This window comes from Pseudomonas sp. B21-056 (assembly GCF_026016325.1).
In the GTDB taxonomy this organism is placed as follows: domain Bacteria; phylum Pseudomonadota; class Gammaproteobacteria; order Pseudomonadales; family Pseudomonadaceae; genus Aquipseudomonas.
Genome location: NZ_CP087203.1, coordinates 2,281,339 through 2,301,668 on the forward strand (window position 1 = coordinate 2,281,339; position 20,330 = coordinate 2,301,668).

The window sequence follows — 20,330 nt, forward strand, 5'->3', positions numbered from 1 at the left end:
TCATAGATGACTGACGTCCAGCTTGGTGTAGGTCACTTTCCCGCCTTCGCTGGCATAGCCAACGTTGTCCAGGGTGTAGACGCCCGCCTTGAAGTAGAAGTTGTAGCCGTACCAGGACGGGTCGAGCTTCACCTGTTTGCCGAGGTTGTTGATCATCACGGTGACCTTGCCCTGTTTGTCCATCTGCAGGGAGTAGGTGAAGACTTTGTTCAAGGCAACGTTCGGCACGGTGAACATCACCGGGCTTTTTGCATCCTTGGGCTTGACCCGGTATTCGACATCCAGGTTGCCGACCCCCTTGGTGACGCGGTAGACGAGTTTCAGCAACGGGGCGGGCGCATCCTTGGCGTGGATCTGCGCGACGACCACGCGACCGACCGAAGGTACCTGATTCACGGCCAGGGTGCCTTTGAGGGTGTTGATGCCGCTGTTGTAGCGCCAGTTGCGCAGCTTGCCGTCTTTTGAGGTTTCCCGCAGCTCGGAGCGCGGGTACTCGCTTTTGCCCGTATGGGAGCCGGTTACGGGGGCCCAGAACACGATCTTGTCACCGGTGTTGGTGAAGTACTGGTTGCGCAGGGTCGGAACCGCTTTGGTCGCAATGGTCAGGGCTGGGGTTTGTACCGGAAGGGTGATGTTCCAGACAGTCAGGTCAATCATGGTCAAGCGCTCCAACGGGGGCAGCCGGTGCATATCGGTTCAGCCGGCAAGGGCAGTATTTGCCTTCCGTGGCGCAATGATCTGGTTATCGACGCGACGCTGATTCGCTGAAGGAGGTTGGAGGGGCAACTGACGAGTGGCTCTAACTTGGGCGTTGCGGGGGGGATGAGGGTTGCGGGTAAATAATGTCGATTTGATGTTAATCGGGTAGAGTACGCGCCGCCCGAGAGACGGATCCCGGGCGTTTACCCATGGAGTAGTCAATGAAAAGTTTCAGCAAAGTTGTCGCCACTGCACTGTTCGGCCTGGTCCTGGCGGGTTGCACCGGCACCCCGATGAAGACCCAGCAGTACGACAGCAGCCAGTACACCGTTGTCGGTCACAGTGAAGCGAAGGCCACCGGCCTGCTGCTGTTTGGCGTGATCCCGATCCGCCAGAACAACCGCTTCGTACGCGCCCAGACCGCCGCGATCCTGGCCAAGGGTGGCGACGCCATGATCAACACCCAGGTGCAGGAAGACTGGTTCTGGGCCTGGGTCCTGACCGGCTACACCACGTCGGTGTCCGGGGATGTGGTCAAGCTGAAGAACGTTCAGTAAAGGTCAGCTCGATCGTACCCACGCTCTGCGTGGGTACGCCGCCCGGGACGCTCCGCGTTCCGCTTCTAAAGCGTGACGCGGAGCGTCACTGGATGCATTCCCACGCAGAGCGTGGGAATGATCGGTAGACGTGCCGGTCAATGCCCGCCAACCACCATGCGACTGAACGGCTCAACATACGCCTGCAACGTCACCAGTCCGCCCACCAGAATCGCCAGCACCACCGAGTGGAAAAACACGTAGCGCAGGATTTCCCCTTCATGGCCGTACCAACGGGTGGCGGTGGAGGCGACCACGATCGATTGCGCATCGACCATCTTGCCCATGACCCCGCCGGAACTGTTGGCGGCGGCCATCAATACCGGGCTCAGGCCCAACTGCTCTGACGTCACCCGTTGCAAGCCGCCGAACAGCACGTTGGAGGCGGTGTCCGAGCCGGTCAATGCCACGCCGAGCCAGCCCAGCAGAGTGCCGAACATCGGGTAGAAAATGCCCGTTGCGGCGAAGGCCAGGCCCATGGTGGCGTCCAGACCCGAATAGCGCGTCAGGAACCCCAGTGCGAGCATCGCGACGATGGTAATCAGCGAGTAACGCACCACCCACAACGTTCGCAGGTACTGGCGCACCAATTGTGGAATCGAATAGCCCATCAGCAACCCGCCGAGAATCGCCGCCAGGAAGATGCCGCTGCCGGTGGCGGTGAACCAGTTGAACTTGTAGATCGCTTCCTCGGTTTTGGGTTGCGGCACCACCGGCGGGACTTTCTCGATCTGCTGGTGCAGGGTGCTGAAGGTCACCATGGGCGAGAACAGCGGGTTCGCCTCGCGCATCGGCTTGCCTTGGGGGTCGAGTCTGGCCGACTGGGTCTGCGGGTCGATTGCCGGGCGGGTATCGAACAGGTTCTTGAAGCCCTGGGTGCCCCAGGCGAACACGAACACCGTGAGGATGATCCACGGCATCCACGCGCGCAGCACCGCCGGCCGGGTGTCGCTGGAAAATACCGTGCCGGTCACCGGCTGTTGTTCTTCGCTGGCGTCGATCTTCGAATCGTCGTGGCGCCCCGACAATGCCGCGGAAGTGTGCACCGTGGCCGGTTTCCAGACCTTGAGAAAACCGGTGAGACAGGCCATGGAAATCAGCGCGGCGATCACGTCCACCAGCATCGGCCCATGGTAGTTGGAAACCACGAACTGCGGGATGGCGAAGCTGACGCCGGCCACCAGAATCGCCGGCCAGACCTCGAGCATCTTGCGCCATCCGGCGAACGCCCAGATCAGCCAGAACGGCACGATCACCGAAAAGAACGGCAACTGCCGGCCGACCATCATCGACAGTTCCATCTCATCCAGCCCGGTGACCTTGGCCAGGGTGATGACAGGGGTGCCCAGGGCGCCGAACGCCACCGGCGCGGTGTTGGCGATCAGTGCCAGGCCCGAGGCGGCCAGCGGTGAAAAACCCAGCCCGATCAGGATCGCCCCGGTCACCGCCACCGGCGTACCGAAGCCCGCCGCACCCTCGAAGAACGCCCCGAAACAGAAGGCGATCAGCAGCAGTTGCAGGCGCCGGTCGTCGGTGATGCGCGCCAGGGAATCCTGCAAGACCTTGAACGAACCGTTTTCGGTGGTCAGCCGGTGCAGGAAAATGATGTTGAGCACAATCCAGCCGATGGGCAGCAACCCGTTGGCCGCGCCATAGAGTGCCGCCGAACCGGCCATGCCAGCCGGCATGCCAAAGGCGAAAATCGCGATCAGCAGGGCCGAGGCCAGGGCCAGCAACGCCGCCAGGTGGGCCTTGATATGAAAGAACGCCAGGGACGCCAGCATCACCACCACCGGGACCGCCGCCAGGAGCGTCGACAGCACCGCATTACCGAAGGGATCGTAGACTTGTTGCCAGACCATGTTCCACCTCTGCTTTTTATTCTTGGAAGTGCAGGCCCCAGGGGGGATTGGCAGAGGAGTATAGGCGCGGATCGGCCAGGGCATGGGGCAGGGTGGACACCTGTGGCGAGGGAGCTTGCTCCCGCTGGCTCTGTAGGAGCTGTCGAGCGAAGCGAGGCTGCGATCTTTCCCCTGATTCTTGAGTCTCAAGGGAAAGATCAAAAGATCGCAGGCTTCGCCAGCTCCTACAGGCCCAGCGGGGGGCTGGCTAACGCGTGTCGGTGCGGCCACCTTCTTCCAGTCGAAGTTCAACACTCAAGCCATCGCAGCTTTGCGACCAGGCCGTCAGCCATTGCGGCATGATCGGCGATTGTTCGGCCAGCCCCAGTTCGCGGACGAATTCCCCCGGTGCCACCGTGCCCCGGCTCGAGCGGAACAGGCCACGCATGATCACTGTTCCGACCACACGCCCCTGGCTGACGAAGCGGTGTTCCATGAAGGTCCATTTTTCGTCCCAGCCCAGCATCCGGGTATGCACTTCAAATGCTTCGAACAGTTTCAGTTCCCGCCGGAACTTGCCCCAGACATCCCCGACGATGGGCACCGCCCGGTTGCGCAGTGCCACTTTGTAGGCGCCGCTGCGTAGCACGTAATCCATGCGGCCAACGTCGGCCAGGGTGAAATAGCGTCCGTTGGTGACGTGGCGGTTGAGGTCCAGGTCCAGCGGCCACACGCGCATGCGTACCACGGTGGTGTCCAGGGGCGCCGTCGGCTTGCGCCAGGGACGACGGAACAGCATCAGTAACAGTCGGAACCAGAGATTCATGGAAATACCGGAAGGGGAAAAAAGCGCCCACTCTAGACAGGCGGAATGGCCCAGGCCAGGTGCGTAAATGACTGTTTGCGCGGAAAATGCGCATTTGGGACATGTCTGAGTGCTTGATCGCCTTGTGTCAGGCTCATACCCAGGTATGAGCCGCTAGCACCGATGTAGAAATGCCAGCCGTGGGCCTGTCCGTTACAGTGCTTTGCCAGTGCAGCCGGCAATGCGCCGGGGAGGTTCGTCATGGCCACGTTTGTGCAGCATCATCCGCTGGTCTGTGGCGTCATCCTGATCCTGATCGACCTGGCGCTGTGGCAACTCATCGGCGATTCGCGACGTAACCTGCGGATGTGCGCGCGTGTCGGCGTCTTCGTGATGTTTTGCTGGGTCATGACCGCCGCCGGCATCAGCCCGCTGCAACCGCCGCTGTGGCCCGACGATGCGATCCTGAACCTGATGGGCACCGTGCTGGGCATCGGCTGGTGGCTGTTCGCGGCCAGGACCCTGACGGTGCTGCTGGGCAACGGCCTGTTGTCCCGGGTCGGCCACAACGCGCGTTTGCTCCAGGACCTGATGGGCGCGGTCATCTTCCTGATCGGCATCATCGGTGCCGCGGCGTATGTCTTGCAGTTGCCGGTCAAAGGGTTGCTGGCCACCTCCGGTGCCATGGCGATCATTGTCGGCCTGGCGTTGCAGAGCACCCTCAGCGATATGTTTTCCGGCATCGTGCTCAACACCACCAAGCCTTATCAGATCGATGACTGGATCTCCATTGATGGCACCCAGGGGCGGGTGGTGGAAATCGATTGGCGCTCGACACACCTGATGACCGATATGGGCGGCATGGCGGTGGTGCCCAACTCCCTGGCGGCCAAGGCGCGCCTGCTCAATTTCAGCCGGCCGGGAGACGCCCACGGCGTCAGTGTGTGCATCGCGGTGCCCAGCCACGTGCGCCCGCGTCGCGTCATCGAAGCCCTGGAAAAAGCCTTGCGCGGCACCCGGGCGCTGCTGCCGGCGTTCTCCGCCAAGGCCTCGGTCAAGGCTTCTCATCTGGAATACACCGAATATGAACTCAAGGGCTTCATCGCGTCGGCCAGGCACAAGACGGAAGTCTGCAACCTGATGTTCGACCTCGCCCATCGTCACCTCGAAGCCTCCGGCATCATCTGGGGCACCGGCCTGGGCACCCAGCCCTGGAGCCGCCAGCGGCAGTTGCTGGAGGACGTGCGTATTTTCCGTTCGCTGGATAACGACGAGCGCGAACGACTCGCCGACGACATGGCCACGGTGGATTATCAGGCCGATGAGGTGATCCTGGCGTTCGGCGAGATAGCCGATTGCCTGATGATCATCAGCAGTGGTGTGGTTTCCGTTTCGATCCACGACGGCGAGAAAATGATCGAGGCCGGGCGCCTGGGGCCAGGGGAAATCCTGGGCGAGGAAGGAATCCTGGCCGCCAATCCGTCACGGGGCGAATTCCGCAGCATCACCAGCGGACGGCTGTTTCGCATAGAAAAAGCCGCCCTGTGCCAGGAGTTGGTGCACCTCGGCGAATTGAAAGCCGCCTTGAGCAACCTGCAGGGGCAACGCGAGGAAATCCGCGAGACCGTGGTGATGCAGAAAGTCGTGGAGCCCAAGAAAAACCGTTTTCTGCAATGGCTGAAGCACAGGTGACCCTGAAACTGAGGCGGTCGCAGGTTTCGTGTCCGCCGCAAATCCCTTGTGGGAGCGAGCCTGCTCGCGATTGCGCTGTGTCAGTCGACATCGAAGTTGGTTGAACTGGCGCTATCGCGAGCAGGCTCGCTCCCACACTGGGTTTCTGGTGGTTGCTAAATCGGGTTTGTCCGCGTGCTGGGCGACGGAACATAGCCTGTCCCTGCTTTTGATCGTATGGTGCTCTGGAGTACACACCTGATGGAGCCCTATGCCTTTCAATCGATGGTTGTTCATTCTCCCGGCGTTGCTGGTCCTGGCCGGTTGCGGCAGTCGTCAGGCCCAGGAGCCTGAGCGCCAGCCTGCCGAGGTCAAGGCACAGATTGTGCGGTTGTTGCCGGCCAGGACCGCGGATCGCGAAGGCTGGGCCTCGGACATCTATGTGGCGTTTGCCGCACAGCAGATCCCGCCCACGACGCAGAATATCTGTTCGGTCCTGGCTGTCGCCGAGCAGGAGTCGACATTCCAGGCCGATCCCGCGGTGCCGGGACTGGGCAAGATTGCCCGGCAGGAAATCGATCGCCGTGCGGCGAAGCTGCATATTCCCGCAATATTGGTCAGCGGCGCGCTCCAGGTGCGTTCGTCCAATGGCAAAAGCTACAGCGACCGGCTTGCCGCGGTGCGCAGTGAGAAGGAGCTGAGCGGCATCTTCGATGATTTCATTGGCATGGTGCCGCTGGGCAAGACGCTGTTCGACGGTTTCAACCCGGTGCACACCGGTGGACCGATGCAGGTCAGTATCGCCTTCGCCCAGGCCAATGCCCGAAATTATCCTTACGCAGTGGAGGGTTCGATTCGCCAGGAAGTGTTCAGCCGTCGCGGTGGGATGTATTTCGGCATTGCGCATTTGTTGGGGTATCCGGTGAGCTACACCGAGCCGCTGTATCGCTTTGCCGATTTCAATGCCGGTTGGTACGCCAGCCGCAACGCGGCATTCCAGCATGCCGTGAGTCGCGCCTCAGGCATTTCCCTCGCGCTCGATGGTGATTTGATCCTGCATGATTCCATCATGCCCGGCAGCACTGAGCTGGCGGTGCGCACCCTGGGAAAAACGTTGGGAATGCGCAATCCGACCATGCGCGATCAGTTGGAGCAGGGCGACAGCCTGGCGTTCGAGGACAGCAAACTCTACAAGCGTGTGTTCGAGCTGGCTGAGAAGGCCGAGGGCAAGCCATTGCCCCGTGCGGTGTTGCCGGGGATCGTACTCAAGAGCCCGAAAATCACCCGCAAGCTGACCACGGCATGGTTTGCCAAGCGGGTGGATGAGCGTTATCAGCGATGCATGGCACGGTCGGCGGGACGGTAGCGAACAGCGAGCATGAAAAAAGCCCGGCGGATAGGCCGGGCTTTTGTCGGGCAGAGCAGGGTGGCAAGTCATGCGCGGTTCTGGGTCAGACGATCGGAACCACCTTCAGCCACACGGTTCTCGATCAGACGATCGGAACCACCTTCGGCGACGCGGTTCTCGATCAGACGATCGGAACCACCTTCAGCCACACGGTTCTCGATCAGACGATCCGAACCACCTTCAGCGACGCGGTTCTCGATCAGACGATCGGAACCACCTTCAGCGACGCGGTTTTCGATCAGACGATCGGAACCACCTTCGGCGACGCGGTTTTCGATCAGACGATCGGAACCACCTTCGGCGACGCGGTTTTCGATCAGACGATCGGAACCACCTTCAGCGACGCGGTTCTCGATCAGACGATCGGAACCACCTTCAGCGACGCGGTTTTCGATCAGACGATCCGAACCACCTTCAGCGACGCGGTTTTCGATCAGACGATCGGAACCACCTTCAGCGACGCGGTTTTCGATCAGTCGATCAGAACCACCTTCGGCAACGACCGGGTGGGAGGAAGCGGCGAATACGTTGGCTGCCAGAACCGAGAAAGCGAGGCTGAGGATGATTTGGCGTTTCATGATGGTGTGCTCCGGGGTGTAGTGGGTTTGTGTGGGGCCATTGTTGCGTCGGGCAGTCATCATGAGAACTTCATTGACGTGATGGTGAACATCGATGGCGGTGATAACTGGTCGGTCGATGTGCAGGTCGTCCCCGGAGTGGAACATCGGTCGTCCTCGGAGCTCTATCGACTGAACCTTCCCGGGAGGCAGGCTATGTTTCATTTATTGGGTTACCGGCAATCCGGTTCTTCGGCCGTGGAGATTGCCCTGTGCTTATGTGGTGTGCCTTATCGTCGGGTCGATGCCTATTCGACCGAAGACAATGACGCGGCGAAAGAGCTTGAGGCGTTGAATCCCCAGAAACAGGTCCCGACCTTGCAGTTGCCGGACGGCTCGGTGCTGACTGAATCTGCGGCCATCCTGATTCACCTCGGGCTGGCCTATCCGGAATCGAAATTGCTGCCCGAGGACCCTGTCCTGCGAGCGCAAGCCATACGGGGCCTGGTTTATATTGCCGCCAATTGCTACACGCCCATCGGCATCATCGATTTTCCCGAGCGCTGGCTGGCCGAGGCGGATGAGGCGATCCGGCAGCAATTGGTGTCCGGCACGAAGCAACGCTTGTATCGAAACTGGGTGTTGTTTGCCGATCAGTTTCCGGCGCGACCATTCTTCAGCGGCACCGAGCCGGGAGCGCTGGACATCCTGGCGGCGGTGATCACCAAGTGGTCCGGAACGCGCGAGGCGATGCTCAGCGCGCGGCCGGAATTCCATGCTGTGTTGGAGCGCATCGACCGGCATCCACGTGTTGAGCCGGTGCTGTCACTGCATTGGCCTTCGTAGGAGCTGCCGCAGGCTCGGGCCGCGTTTTCGCTTGGGACTCAATTGTCTGGGGCAAGATCGCAGCCTCGCTGCGCTTGGCAGCTCCTACAGGGGTCAGGGGCATGCCTTTTGACGGGCGGCCTGGACGATGAGGTCGACGAATTGCCGGACATTGTTCTGATGCGCCATCACCAGTTCATCGAGGGTGTTTCCGGCAGGCGTCTGCAGGAGGTTGCGGCAGGTGAAGGCGTGGGCTTCGTCGTTCAGGTTGCGCAGGCGCCATTGCACGTCCATGCGCGCGTACTGGCCGGGGACCGAGTCGAAGCGCTGGACGTCCACCCGCAGCAGTACCTTCGGCGCGCCGGGATTGCTCAGTTGTTCCTCCAGGCTGCTGCGCAGCTCATCCGCCAGGCTGGCGCCCCACCATTCGGTTTCCAGGATTGCCAACCCGCTGTTGCCTTGGCGAATGACCATCTGGGGGCGATCCACCTGAGGCGGGACGCTGACCTGCTCGACCCGGATGTCGACGCTGGAGGGCGGCTTGGCCGTCGGTTGGGCCGGGCTCAGGGTGTGGTAGTGAATCGGATCGCTGCGGCAGGCGCCGAGCAGCAGCGCCACGGCGAGCAGCGTGAATTTCAGCATCGGCGGCATGGCGCGTGCTCCTGTGTTCATTCTTTCACCGGGAATGTGAGAGGGGCGTCCTTGGGACGACCGCGCAGCAGCGATTCGGGATGGCGGCTCAAGTAGTCGGACAGCTCACGCAGCGAGCGTGACATGCGGCCGAGATCGTCGAGGGTCTGGGTCAGTTGTTCGCGCTGTGGCGAGTCTTCGGCCAGGGTGGCGTTGGCCGATTGCAGGGTCTTGCTGACGTCTTGCAAGGTGTTCTGCACGCCCGGCAGGGTCTTGCCGTTGAATTGCTTCAGGCCCTTGCGCAACTCCACGAGGTTGCCATCCAGGTTGCTGGCGATGCTTTCCAGCGGCAGCTTGTTGATCCGCTCGACCACCGATTGCAGTTGCTCCTGCAATTGCTGGAGGCTGCCGGGGATGGTCGGGATGCGGACCGGGCGGGCGGCGGGGTCGAACGCGACTTTTTCAGCCTTGGGATAGAAATCCAGCGAGATGTACAACTGCCCGGTCAACAGGCTGCCGCTACGGGCCTGGGCGCGCAGGCCGCGCTCGACGAAACTGCCGATCAGGCGGGCCGAGGCGGCTTCGTCTTCCGGGTCATGATTGAGCGTCTTGAGCAGTTTCTCGTGGGCTTTGCCCAGGCGCTGGGGGTAGATCACCACGCCGACGTTGACCGGAAAACTGCGCTGCTTCTCGTCGAAATCCAGGTTGATGGCCACGACCCTGCCCACCTCTACACCGAGGAATTCTACCGGCGCATCGACCTTCAAACCGCGCAATGCCTGATCGAAACGCAGCGCCAGGTATTGCGCCTTGCCACTGGGCGGGGCCAGGGCGCTTTGCTGGTCGGCGAACAGTTCGTAGCTCTTGTCTTCGGCCGCCGGCGTGTCGTTGGGGCTGTATTCCGGTGCCCTGAACGCGATGCCGCCGACCAGCAAGGCCGAGAGCGATTCGGTCCTGACTGCGAAGCCATTGGCGCCGACGTTCAGATCCACGCCGCTGACGTTCCAGAACCGGGTGTTCTCGGTGACGTAGACGTCGTTCGGTGCGTTGATGAAGACCTCGATATTGACGCCCTTGCCGTCGGCGTCCAGGGCGTAGGACACCACTTGGCCCACCGGGATCTTGCGCAAGTACACCGACGAGCCGATGTCCAGCGAACCGAGGTCCTGGGAGTGCAGCGTAAAGCGCTTGCCTGGTTCACCGTAGGTGATCGGCGGTGGAGCCTCGAGGCCGGTGAACGACTTGGCGCGCACCTTCGAATGCCCGGCGTCGGCGCCGATGAAGTCCCCGGACAGCAATGTGTCGATCCCGGAGATGCCGCCGGCGCCGATACGCGGCCGGACCACCCAGAACACCGAGTCCTCATGGGTGAACGTGTCGGCGTTCTTGGCGAGCTTGACCGTGGCGGTGACGTTCTTCTGGTCGTCGCTCAACTGCACGTCGGTGACCTGGCCGATGACCACGTTGCGGTACTTCACCGCGGTCTTGTTGGCGGTCAGGCCTTCGCCGGTCTTGAAGGTGATGGTGATGGTCGGGCCTTCCTGCAGCCAGTTGTGGACCACCAGGGACAGGCCCACCAGCACCGCGATGATCGGCACGATCCACACCAGCGACACCGACCAGCGGCGGGTGGTGACGTGGGCGCGACCCGGTGCGGGTTGCGGTCCGTCAGTGGCTTGCGACTTCATCCATGGTCTCCTCGGAGGGTGGCGTGTCCCAGATCAGTCGTGGGTCGAAACTCATGGCCGACAGCATGGTGAACAGTACGACGAGGCCGAAAAACAGGATTCCCGGTCGCGGTTCGATATCGCTCAGTGCCTGGAACTTCACCAGCGCCGCCACCAGGGCCACCACCAGCACATCGAGCATCGACCAGTAGCCGATGACTTCCACCAGCCGGTACAGTTTCGCCCGCTGGAGCTGGGCCCAGGTGCTGCGGCGTTGCACGGTGACCAGCAGCAGCGTCAGTACCACGAACTTGATACCGGGCACGGCGATGCTGGCGATGAAGATGATCAGGGCAATGTCCCAGGCGCCGCTGCGCCAGAACTCGATAACGCCGCTGATGATGGTGCTGTCGGCGCCGTCCCCGAGCATCCGGGTGTTCATCACCGGCAGCAGGTTGGCCGGAATATAGAACACCAGTGCGGCCAGCATGTAGGCCCAGGTGCGGGTGAGGGTGTCGGGTTTGCGCCGGTGCAGGGTAGCGTCGCAGCGCGGGCAGGTCGCGGGCTCGTCGGTCATGTCACAGGCCAGGCCACAACCGTGGCACAGGCACAGGTTCAGATCACCGGCCAGCGGCGGGGTAGCCAGCGGTTCGCTGTTCACAGGCGGCTCCACAGGTCACGCACGTCGCGCCCGGCAATCCGGATCATCAGCAGGCTCAAGGCCGCCAGGGCGAACAGGCCGATGCCCGGCAGCACGTCGAGCATCCCGGCGAGTTTGATCACCGCCACCAACGCGCCCAGCAGGCAGACTTCCAGCATGCTCCACGGCCGCAGGGTTTCCAGGCTGCGCATGCACAGATTGAACCCCGGGGCCCGGCGGTTGGCGTGGGCATGGCTCAGCACCCAGAGCAGGAGTGCCAATTGCAGGACCGGTGCGATGATGATCGCCACCGCCGCCACCAGGGCGATGAAGGTAATCGGTCCCTGGCTCAGGGCCACGATGGAATCCCACAGGGTGGCGCTGTTGCTCAGGCCCTGGAAGCGGATGCTCATCACTGGATAGACGTTGGCGAAGGCCCACAGCACCGCCGCCGTCACGCTCAAGGCCAGGCGTTTTTCGATGGTCAGGCCGTCATAGCGCTGGATCACCGCGCCACATCGCACGCACAAGGCTTTCTGATGCGGGACGAGCTCCATCGGCTCGTACACCGCATCGCAATGTTCGCAAATGATCAATCGCTCGGCGTCGGCCATCAGGGTGCTCGGGCAGGGACAACCCCTTCAATATAGAAGTGGGTTGGGAATGAGCAAACCTGACGAGCCGATCATTCGCCGCGAATGTATTGCTCCAGTTGTTGGATCAGGTCCGCCTGTTCGGCAATGGCCTCTTTGACCAGGTCGCCGATGGAGAGCAGGCCGACGAGTTTGCCGTCTTCCACCACCGGCAAATGCCGCAGGTGCTTTTCGGTCATGATGCTCAGGCAGGTCTCGACGGTCTGGTGCGGATCGATGGTAATCACCGGGGATACCATGATGTCGCTGACTTTCGTGCCCACCGACGAGCGACCGTGCAAGACCATCTTGCGCGCATAGTCGCGCTCACTGATGATCCCCAGCACTTCATCGTTCTTCACCACCAGCAAGGCGCCGACGTTTTTCTCGGCCATGCGCATCAGGGCCTGCAACACCATGTCGTCCGGTGAGATGGTGTGCACATGTTGGTTCTTCTCGTCCTTCATCCGGAGCAACTGCGCGACGGTTTTCATTGGGAGGGGCCTCGGGGGTGTTTTTTGCAGGTGTTGTTAAAGAATCGTAGACCCAGCGGCGCAGGGCAAGCGGTAAAACGGCGGTCAGTCGTCCAAAAACGCCATTGCAGCGAATTTATCATTGTGGCGAGGGGATTTATCCCCGCTCGGCGTTGTAGGAGCTGTCGAGTGCAACGAGGCTGCGATCTTTCCATTGACGCTTGAATCCCAAGCGAAAGATCAAAAGATCGCAGGCTTCGCCAGCTCCTACAACGCCCAGCGGGGATAAATCCCCTCGCCACACAGGTTCACTGTTTCCCTGAGAGATGGCGGGTAGAATCACCCCTTACCCAAGATTCGAGGTCACAGCGGTGGATTTACAGCAGGGCTTCGTCCTGACCCGGCATTGGCGCGATACGCCGGCGGGCACCGAAGTGGAATTCTGGCTGGCGACGGACGCTGGGCCCCGGCGTGTGCGGCTGGCGGTGCAGCCGTCGGTGGCGTTCGTGCCGCAGCTGCAGCGTGGCCAGGTCGAGGCTCTGCTGCAAGGGGAGAAGGACATCGAACTGCGCCCCCTCGACCTGCTGGATTTCGAGCATCGACCGGTGCTGGGCCTGTATTGCCGCCAACACGCTCAACTGATGCGCCTGGACACGACCCTGCGTCGGGCCGGCGTGGAGGTGTTCGAGGCCGATATCCGGCCACCGGAGCGCTACCTGATGGAGCGCTTCATCACCGCGCCGGTCTGGTTCAGTGGTACGCCGGGCACCGACGGTCTGTTGCTGGACGCCCAGATGAAACCGGCTCCCGACTACCGTCCGGCGTTGCGCCTGGTGTCCCTGGACATCGAGACCACGGCCCAGGGCGAACTGTATTCCATCGCCCTGGAAGGCTGCGGCGAGCGTCAGGTGTACATGCTCGGCCCACCCAATGGCGACGACAGCGGCGTGGATTTCCAGCTCGAATACTGTGATTCCCGCACGCTGCTGCTGAAGAAGCTCAACGACTGGTTCGCCCGGTTCGACCCCGACGCGATCATCGGCTGGAACCTGGTGCAGTTCGATCTGCGCGTGCTGCACGAGCATGCCCGGCGGCTGGCCGTGCCGTTGCGCCTGGGGCGGGGCGGAGAAGAAATGCAGTGGCGCGAGCACGGTGCGCGCAACAACCATTTTTTTGCCGCGGCGGCCGGTCGGTTGATCATCGACGGCATCGAGTCCCTGCGCTCGGCCACCTGGAGCTTTCCTTCGTTCAGCCTGGAAAACGTCGCCCAGACGCTGTTGGGGGAGGGCAAGGCCATCGGCACCCCTTACCAGCGCATGGACGAGATCAATCGCATGTTCGCCGAGGACAAGCCGGCCCTGGCCCGCTACAACCTCAAGGACTGCGAGCTGGTGACGCGGATCTTCGCCAAGACCGAGCTGCTCAAGTTCCTGCTGGAGCGGGCCAGCGTGACCGGCCTGCCGGCGGATCGCAGCGGTGGTTCGGTGGCGGCCTTCACGCATTTGTATATGCCGCTGATGCACCGCCAGGGGTTCGTTGCGCCGAATCTTGGCCAGCGTCCGCCCCAGGCCAGTCCGGGCGGCTTTGTCATGGACTCCCAGCCCGGACTCTACGAGTCGGTCCTGGTGCTGGACTACAAGAGTCTGTATCCGTCGATCATTCGCACGTTCCTCATCGACCCGGTGGGCCTGATCGAAGGTCTGCGCCACCCGGACGACAGCGAGTCGGTGCCGGGCTTTCGCGGCGCACGGTTCTCGCGCACCCGCCATTGTCTGCCGTCCATCGTGGCCCGGGTTGCCGAAGGCCGGGAAACCGCCAAGCGCGAACACAACGCGCCGTTGTCCCAGGCCTTGAAGATCATCATGAACGCCTTCTACGGTGTGCTCGGTTCCAGCGGCTGTCGCTTTTTCGATCCGCGGCTGGCCTCGTCCATCACCTTGCGCGGCCACCAGATCATGCAGCAGACCCGGCAGTTGATCGAAGCCCGCGGGCATGTGGTGATCTATGGCGACACCGACTCCACCTTCGTCTGGTTGCGCCGGGCCCACGGCCAGGAAGAGGCGGCCAGCATCGGTCGCGAACTGGTGGCGCACGTCAACCAGTGGTGGCGCGAATACGTGCATGAGACGTTCGGGTTGCAGAGTGCTTTGGAGCTGCAGTTCGAGACCCACTTCAAGCGTTTCCTGATGCCGACGATTCGTGGCGCCGAGGAAGGCAGCAAGAAACGCTACGCCGGGCTGGTCACCCGTGCCGACGGCAGCGACGAGATCATCTACAAGGGGCTTGAAGCCGTGCGCACCGACTGGTCGCCGCTGGCCCGGCAATTCCAGCAGGAACTGTACGAGCGAATCTTCCATCGCAAGCCTTACCAGGATTACCTGCGCGACTATGTCCACCAGACCCTCGCCGGAGCGTTCGATGATCGACTGGTCTACCGCAAGCGCCTGCGCCGACCGCTGGATGACTACGAGCGCAACGTCCCACCCCATGTGCGCGCGGCGCGGATTGCCGACGAGTTCAACCAGCGCCAGGGCCGGCCTCGGCAATACCAGAACGGTGGCTGGATCAGCTACGTCATCACTGTCGCAGGGCCCGAGCCGCTGGAAACCCGCAGCGCCGCCATCGACTACGACCACTACGTGAGCAAACAGCTACAGCCAGTGGCAGATGCGATCCTGCCCTTCGTCGGGGATGATTTCCTGACGTTGATCGGGGGCCAGATGGGGTTGTTCTGAGGGGGGGGCGCAGGCGAGCAGGTCGTGTCGGTCCGCGCCGGGGTTCAATCGTCCTCCTGCAACCTGATCCCGCGCATATGCAGCAGGTGAGGCACTACCAGCACCAGCAATGTCAGCCCAAGGACCGTGGCCGAAATGGGCTGTGTCAGGAACACCGTCCAGTCTCCCTGGCTGATGGATAGCGCGTTGCGCAGCTGTTTCTCCGCCATCGGCCCCAGCAGCATGCCGACGATCACCGGCGCGACGGGGAAGTCGAAACGGCGCATCAGTACGCCGGCCCAGCCGATGGCCAGCATCAGCATCAGGTCGAACGAGGAATGACGCATGCCATACACGCCGATGGAGGCAAATACCAGGATCCCGGCATTGAGATAGGGCCGGGGAATCTGCAGCAGCTTCACCCAGAGCCCCACCAAGGGTAGGTTCAACACCAGCAGGATCAGGTTGCCGATGTATAGCGAGGCGACCAGGGTCCAGACCAGCTCGCTCGAAGTCTGGAACAGCATTGGGCCCGGCTGCAGGTTGTAGTTCTGAAACGCCGCCAGCAATATCGCCGCCGTCGCCGAAGTGGGGATGCCGAGGGTCAGCAGCGGCACCAGTGAGCCCGTGGCACTGGCATTGTTGGCCGCTTCAGGACCGGCCACGCCTTCGATGGCCCCCTGGCCCTTGCTGGCGGCAAACTCCTGCGGGTGCTTGCTCAGCTTGCGCTCTGCCGAATAGGACAGGAACGTCGGGATTTCCGCGCCGCCAGCCGGGATGGAGCCAAAGGGAAAGCCGATCAGCGTGCCTCTTATCCAGGCGGGAACGGAGCGTTTCCAATCTGCGCGGGTCATCCATAACGAGGTCATCCGGTGCCGCCCGACGGTTTCTTCCTTCTGATAGAGCAGGCTGTACAAGGCTTCGGCCACGGCAAACAGGCCGACCGCCACCAATACTACTTCGATGCCATCGACCAACTCCGGCACGCCCAGGGTGTAGCGGGCGATTCCCGACGTCGAGTCCAGGCCGATCAGGCCAATGGTCAGCCCGATGCCCAGGGACGCGAACCCGCGCAACATGGAAGCACCCAGCACCGCCGATACCGTGGTGAACGACAACACCAGGATGGCGAAGTATTCCGCCGGCCCGAACTTGAGCGCCAATGTTGCCACCAGCGGCGCAAACAGGGTCAGCAGCACGGTGGCGACAGTGCCGGCCACGAACGAGCCGATGGCGGCCGTTGCCAGGGCAGGCCCCGCGCGGCCGTTGCGCGCCATGAGATTACCCTCCAGGGCGGTGATCATCGATGACGACTCGCCTGGGGTATTGAGCAGAATGGAAGTGGTCGAGCCGCCGAATTGTGCGCCGTAATAGATTCCGGCGAACATGATCAGGGCGCCGGTAGGGTCGACCTTGGCGGTAATCGGCAGCAACAGGGCCACCGTCAGGGCCGGCCCGATGCCCGGCAAGACCCCGATGGCGGTGCCCAGCAGGCAACCGATGAAGCCCCATAACAAATTGACCGGATCCAGCGCCGCAGCAAAACCCGCGGCCAGGCTCAAGAGAATGTCCACGGCGTTATCTCCTCAGATCCAGGCATTGATGAGGGGCGGAAGGGCGACACCCAACCCGGCATTGAACAACCAGTAGATCGGCAACGTCAGCGCGATGCCGATGGCGAGGTCACGCAATGGATGGCGGCTGCCGAACCCCCGCGCCGAACAGGCGAATAGCAGGGCGGCGGCCAGCACGAATCCGATCACATTGATCAGCAATGCAATCGCCACGATGCCCGCTGTCACCCAGGCGGCTCCCCACTTGCCGTTGGGCAGTACGCCGTCACCATTGCCCGCCAGCTCACGAAAGCCGCCCGTGATCGCCTGGTAACTCAGCACGGCACCCACGCCTGCCAGGAACGCGGCGACGGCGCAGGGGTAGACATGGGCGCCGAGGATGACGAAGCCCATCTCGGGTGGAAATCGCAAAGCGCCGATGGCCAGGATCACGCCGATGGCGATCACCCCGACGCCGATTGCCAGCTGTGTCGGCAATACTGTGCGTGCGCGGTCCATGTCAAAGCAGCCCGACCTTGACCAGCATGGCGTGCAGGCGCGCATGTTCCTCTTCGACGAATTTACCGAACTCGTCGCCGGTCAGAATGCTCTGGGTCCAGGCATTGTCCTTGATGTTTTTCTGCCAGACATCACTGTGGGTCGCGGCCACAACCGCGTCGGTGACCTCCTGGCGCTGTGCCGGCGTGAGGTCCGCCGCACCGTAGACACCCCGCCAGTTGCCAATGATCACGTCATAGCCACTTTCCTTGAGGGTCGGTGCGTCGATGCCTTCGACACGGTTGGGGGCGCCAATGGCCAGCAAGCGGAACTGCTTGGCTTGGACATACTTCGCCAGTTCGGCGTAACCACCCGTAATGACGGTGATGTGCCCGCCCAAGGTCGCGGCAACGACTTCACCACCCCCGGCATAAGCGACGTAGTTCACCTGGTTGACCGGGACGTCCATCTTGCCCGCCAGTTCAGCGATGCCGATGTGATCGATCGATCCCTTGGAACCACCGCCCCACTTGATACTGGAGGGGTTGGCCTTGAAGTCCTTCAGCAGATCATCCAGATTCTTGTAGGGCGAGTCCTGGCGGACGGCAAGCACGTTGTATTCAGTGAAAAGCCGGGCGATGGGCGTCACATCCTTCAGGGTGATTTGCGGTTTGTTCTGCTCCACGGCGGTGACCATGATCGCCCCTACCACGAGCAACGCATTGGCATCGCCCTTGGTGCTGTTGGCGAACTGCGCCAGACCCAATGTGCCTCCGGCACCGCCCTTGTTCTCGAATGTAACGGATTTGGCTGTCTTGGCTTCGATCAGGGCCTTGCCCAGGATCCGTGCGGTCTGGTCGTAACCACCGCCCACGGAGCCCGGCGCCATGAACTTGACTGTGTCCAGTGCGAGGGCGGACGTGGCGAGGGTCATGGCCAGCGCCATGGAGGCGTAGCGGCTGAGCTGGCGAACTGTAGTGAACATGGGTTTCTCCCGAGATTATTGTTTTTGTGAGTACCGGTTGAATGGTCAGCAACGATGTACATCCAGCCTAGCAGCGCCGTTGGATTTCGGGAGGATTCAACGTCTTGAGTGGTACGCAGGACACGCGGGAGCGGTCATACCCATGACGAAAGCGTAATCACCGCGACCGGCAGGGCAAGCGCGGCGAGCAGCGTCTGGCCGGCGATGATGCCGGCCATCAATGGGGCATCGCCGCCCATTTGCCGAGCCATGATGTAGGAAGACGATGCGGTCGGCAGGGACTGGAAAAGCAGCACTGCAATCGCGGCATTGCCTTGCAGGCCGATCAGGCGGCAGGCGATCAAGGTGACGGCCGGCATGATCAGGAACTTGGTGATCGAGGACATGCCGATCGGTTTCAACCAGCTGCGCGCGGTCTTCAGGTCCAGGGCCGCACCGACACACAGCAGGCCCAGCGGCAATGATGCCTGGCCGAGTGCCTTGAGTACGGCTTCGGGTCCACGAGGTATCCCGATCCCGGTCCCTTGCAAGAGGATGCCGGCCAGGCACGCGAGTATCAGCGGGTTCGTTGCCAATTGCCTGGCGATGAGTTTTACCGGCAATCGTCCTCCGGGACCGAAGCGGGCGAACACCAGCACGCAGAGGATATTGACCGTCGGCACGATCGCCGCGTTGGCCACCGCTGCCAAAGTAATGCCCGATGCACCGAACAGTCCGGCGGCCGCCGATACACCGACATAGTTATTGAAGCGCACGCCGCCCTGGAAGACCGAGGTGAAAGCTGCGTCATTACCCGTAAAGAGCCCTCGCGACCCCACCAGCAATACCGCCACCGTGACGGTCGACAACACCAGCGCGAGGATCATCCCGCCCACCGGAACGTCACCGAGCTGGGCGGTCGCCAGGCCATGGACGAACAGCGACGGCAACAACACGTAATAGCCCAGCCGTTCGGCCTGGGGCCAGAAGCTGTCGGCCAGGAAATTCGATTGCCTGAGCCAGGCGCCCAATGCGATCAACAAGGCAATGGGGAAGAGGGCAAGCAGCAACGCCAGGGTCATCTTGTATTCACCGATCAATTCAGAGGAACAACGCCCTGTCTGGAGACTGCTGTGCAGCCCACGGGGATAAATCCCCTCGCCACGGGGTTTTGCATTATTCCTTCGAGGGAGGGTGAATAAAAAACGATAATAAATTGATCGATGGTCAATTATTTCTCATCAGTCGCGGGGTCGTTCCGGCAGGCGCGAATCGCTTGTGCCAGGGCCGCTGCCAAGCGCGCGACGGGGCGGTCCTCGCGTTCAAGCAGGACCACTTGACGCAAACTCTGTGGTTCTCCGAATGGCCGTATGTCCAAGTCGTGCAGGCGTTCGAGATCTTGCGTTGACAGGGGCGCCACGGCCACGCCAAGCCCGCTTGAAACCATATGGATAATTGCTTCCTGGCTGTCCAGCTCCATGGTTGTCTGGACCCGCAGGCGCATGCGACGCAGTTCCCGCTCGATGCTTCGTCCTGCCCATGCCCGCCGGTCAAAGCGGATGAAAGGCTGCTCCTGGAGCAGCTGTCTCAGGGGCAGATCTTTCAGGTGCGGGGGCGCGATGATCCAGAAAGCCTCCTGGTACAGCGGTGTACTCACCAGCCCGTAGGGGTGGGGTTTGACCGGTTGGGTAGTCACGGCAGCGTCCAGTTCACCGGCTTCGACCCGCGTCGCCAGTTCCGCTGACATCCCGGACATCACGTTGATGCGCAGATGCGGATGACTCTTGCTCAGCGCTGCCAGGGCCGCTGGGAGTATGCCGGCCAACGCGGTGTGGATCGCCCCGACGCGCAGGCGTCCGCGCAACTCACTGTTCTCGCCGACGTCCGCGGCGATGCTGTCATACAGCGCAAGAATCTCGTTGGCCCGTTCCACCGCCAGGTGTCCGGCTTCGGTGAGCACCGGCAGGCGTCGTGACCGGTCGAACAACGGCGCGTTGAACTCATCTTCCAGGCCTTTGATATGCAAGCTCACTGCCGATTGGGTCAGGTGCACCGCTTCGGCGGCTCGTGCAAATGAACCATGCCGGGCGATGGCGACCAGGGTGCGCAGTGCTCGTAGGGACATTGTGATTCGCTCCTGGTTGGATGACCGCCAGC

The 20,330-nt window shown here is 62.2% G+C and carries 19 protein-coding genes; 5 read left to right on the top strand and 14 right to left on the bottom strand.

All coding sequences use genetic code 11. The features are described from left to right. A complete protein-coding gene (locus LOY67_RS10200) occupies positions 1–657 on the bottom strand; it encodes a polysaccharide lyase family 7 protein (RefSeq protein ID WP_265067040.1) in 657 nt (218 codons plus the stop codon). A 263-nt stretch (positions 658–920) separates the two neighbouring features. Between LOY67_RS10200 and LOY67_RS10205 the strand changes: the two genes are divergently transcribed. Then, positions 921–1,256 (top strand): hypothetical protein, encoded by a 336-nt coding sequence (locus LOY67_RS10205; protein ID WP_265067041.1) that lies wholly within the window; start codon positions 921–923, stop codon positions 1,254–1,256. Between the two features lie 137 nt (positions 1,257–1,393). On the opposite strand, the gene LOY67_RS10210 is transcribed toward LOY67_RS10205, so the two are convergent. Together LOY67_RS10210 and LOY67_RS10215 are read right to left on the bottom strand one after the other, a co-directional pair. Continuing rightward, positions 1,394–3,157: an L-lactate permease gene (locus LOY67_RS10210; RefSeq protein WP_265067042.1), complete on the bottom strand. Its 1,764-nt coding sequence runs from the start codon at positions 3,155–3,157 to the stop codon at positions 1,394–1,396. A 247-nt stretch (positions 3,158–3,404) separates the two neighbouring features. Then, positions 3,405–3,962 (bottom strand): thioesterase family protein, encoded by a 558-nt coding sequence (locus LOY67_RS10215; RefSeq protein WP_265067043.1) that lies wholly within the window; start codon positions 3,960–3,962, stop codon positions 3,405–3,407. 240 nt (positions 3,963–4,202) lie between these two features. Here LOY67_RS10215 and LOY67_RS10220 point away from each other — a divergent pair, with 240 nt between their 5' ends. Both LOY67_RS10220 and LOY67_RS10225 read left to right on the top strand, forming a co-directional pair. Next, complete coding sequence (locus LOY67_RS10220) at positions 4,203–5,633, top strand: mechanosensitive ion channel family protein (protein ID WP_265067044.1); 1,431 nt, start codon at positions 4,203–4,205, stop codon at positions 5,631–5,633. A 250-nt stretch (positions 5,634–5,883) separates the two neighbouring features. Beyond that, a complete protein-coding gene (locus LOY67_RS10225; RefSeq protein WP_265067045.1) occupies positions 5,884–6,978 on the top strand; it encodes a DUF1615 domain-containing protein in 1,095 nt (364 codons plus the stop codon). A 68-nt stretch (positions 6,979–7,046) separates the two neighbouring features. On the opposite strand, the gene LOY67_RS10230 is transcribed toward LOY67_RS10225, so the two are convergent. After that, positions 7,047–7,802, bottom strand: a complete 756-nt coding sequence (locus LOY67_RS10230) for a phage infection protein (protein ID WP_320110011.1) — start codon at positions 7,800–7,802, stop codon at positions 7,047–7,049. Here LOY67_RS10230 and LOY67_RS10235 point away from each other — a divergent pair. Then, entirely contained in the window at positions 7,794–8,423 is a 630-nt protein-coding gene (locus LOY67_RS10235; RefSeq protein WP_265067046.1) for a glutathione S-transferase family protein, read from the top strand. The two genes, LOY67_RS10230 and LOY67_RS10235, sit on opposite strands and share 9 nt — an antisense overlap. A gap of 93 nt (positions 8,424–8,516) precedes the next feature. Here the strand turns inward: LOY67_RS10235 and LOY67_RS10240 are convergent, their stop codons facing one another. From LOY67_RS10240 to LOY67_RS10260, 5 genes are all read right to left on the bottom strand, one after another. Beyond that, a complete protein-coding gene (locus LOY67_RS10240; protein WP_265067047.1) occupies positions 8,517–9,053 on the bottom strand; it encodes a membrane integrity-associated transporter subunit PqiC in 537 nt (178 codons plus the stop codon). Between the two features lie 17 nt (positions 9,054–9,070). Then, complete coding sequence (locus tag LOY67_RS10245; RefSeq protein ID WP_265067048.1) at positions 9,071–10,720, bottom strand: intermembrane transport protein PqiB; 1,650 nt, start codon at positions 10,718–10,720, stop codon at positions 9,071–9,073. After that, positions 10,701–11,345 carry a paraquat-inducible protein A gene (locus LOY67_RS10250; RefSeq protein WP_265067740.1) on the bottom strand — a complete coding sequence of 215 codons (645 nt, stop codon included), beginning with the start codon at positions 11,343–11,345 and terminating at the stop codon, positions 10,701–10,703. The genes LOY67_RS10245 and LOY67_RS10250 overlap by 20 nt, the downstream gene beginning before the upstream one ends. A gap of 11 nt (positions 11,346–11,356) precedes the next feature. Next, positions 11,357–11,953, bottom strand: coding sequence for a paraquat-inducible protein A (locus LOY67_RS10255; protein WP_265067049.1), 597 nt, complete (start codon positions 11,951–11,953; stop codon positions 11,357–11,359). A gap of 71 nt (positions 11,954–12,024) precedes the next feature. Then, positions 12,025–12,465: a CBS domain-containing protein gene (locus LOY67_RS10260; RefSeq protein ID WP_265067050.1), complete on the bottom strand. Its 441-nt coding sequence runs from the start codon at positions 12,463–12,465 to the stop codon at positions 12,025–12,027. Positions 12,466–12,815: 350 nt separating this feature from the next. On the opposite strand from LOY67_RS10260, the gene LOY67_RS10265 reads away from it, so the two are divergent. Continuing rightward, complete coding sequence (locus tag LOY67_RS10265; protein ID WP_265067051.1) at positions 12,816–15,179, top strand: DNA polymerase II; 2,364 nt, start codon at positions 12,816–12,818, stop codon at positions 15,177–15,179. 44 nt (positions 15,180–15,223) lie between these two features. On the opposite strand, the gene LOY67_RS10270 is transcribed toward LOY67_RS10265, so the two are convergent. The 5 genes from LOY67_RS10270 to LOY67_RS10290 form a co-directional block, all read right to left on the bottom strand. Next, positions 15,224–16,732: a tripartite tricarboxylate transporter permease gene (locus LOY67_RS10270; protein ID WP_265067052.1), complete on the bottom strand. Its 1,509-nt coding sequence runs from the start codon at positions 16,730–16,732 to the stop codon at positions 15,224–15,226. Between the two features lie 12 nt (positions 16,733–16,744). Next, positions 16,745–17,230: a tripartite tricarboxylate transporter TctB family protein gene (locus LOY67_RS10275; protein WP_265067053.1), complete on the bottom strand. Its 486-nt coding sequence runs from the start codon at positions 17,228–17,230 to the stop codon at positions 16,745–16,747. Position 17,231: 1 nt separating this feature from the next. Then, a complete protein-coding gene (locus tag LOY67_RS10280) occupies positions 17,232–18,194 on the bottom strand; it encodes a Bug family tripartite tricarboxylate transporter substrate binding protein (RefSeq protein ID WP_413776175.1) in 963 nt (320 codons plus the stop codon). 134 nt (positions 18,195–18,328) lie between these two features. After that, a complete protein-coding gene (locus tag LOY67_RS10285; protein ID WP_265067054.1) occupies positions 18,329–19,255 on the bottom strand; it encodes an AEC family transporter in 927 nt (308 codons plus the stop codon). A gap of 149 nt (positions 19,256–19,404) precedes the next feature. Further along, positions 19,405–20,298 carry a LysR family transcriptional regulator gene (locus LOY67_RS10290; RefSeq protein ID WP_265067055.1) on the bottom strand — a complete coding sequence of 298 codons (894 nt, stop codon included), beginning with the start codon at positions 20,296–20,298 and terminating at the stop codon, positions 19,405–19,407. Between the last annotated feature and the right edge of the window lie 32 nt (positions 20,299–20,330).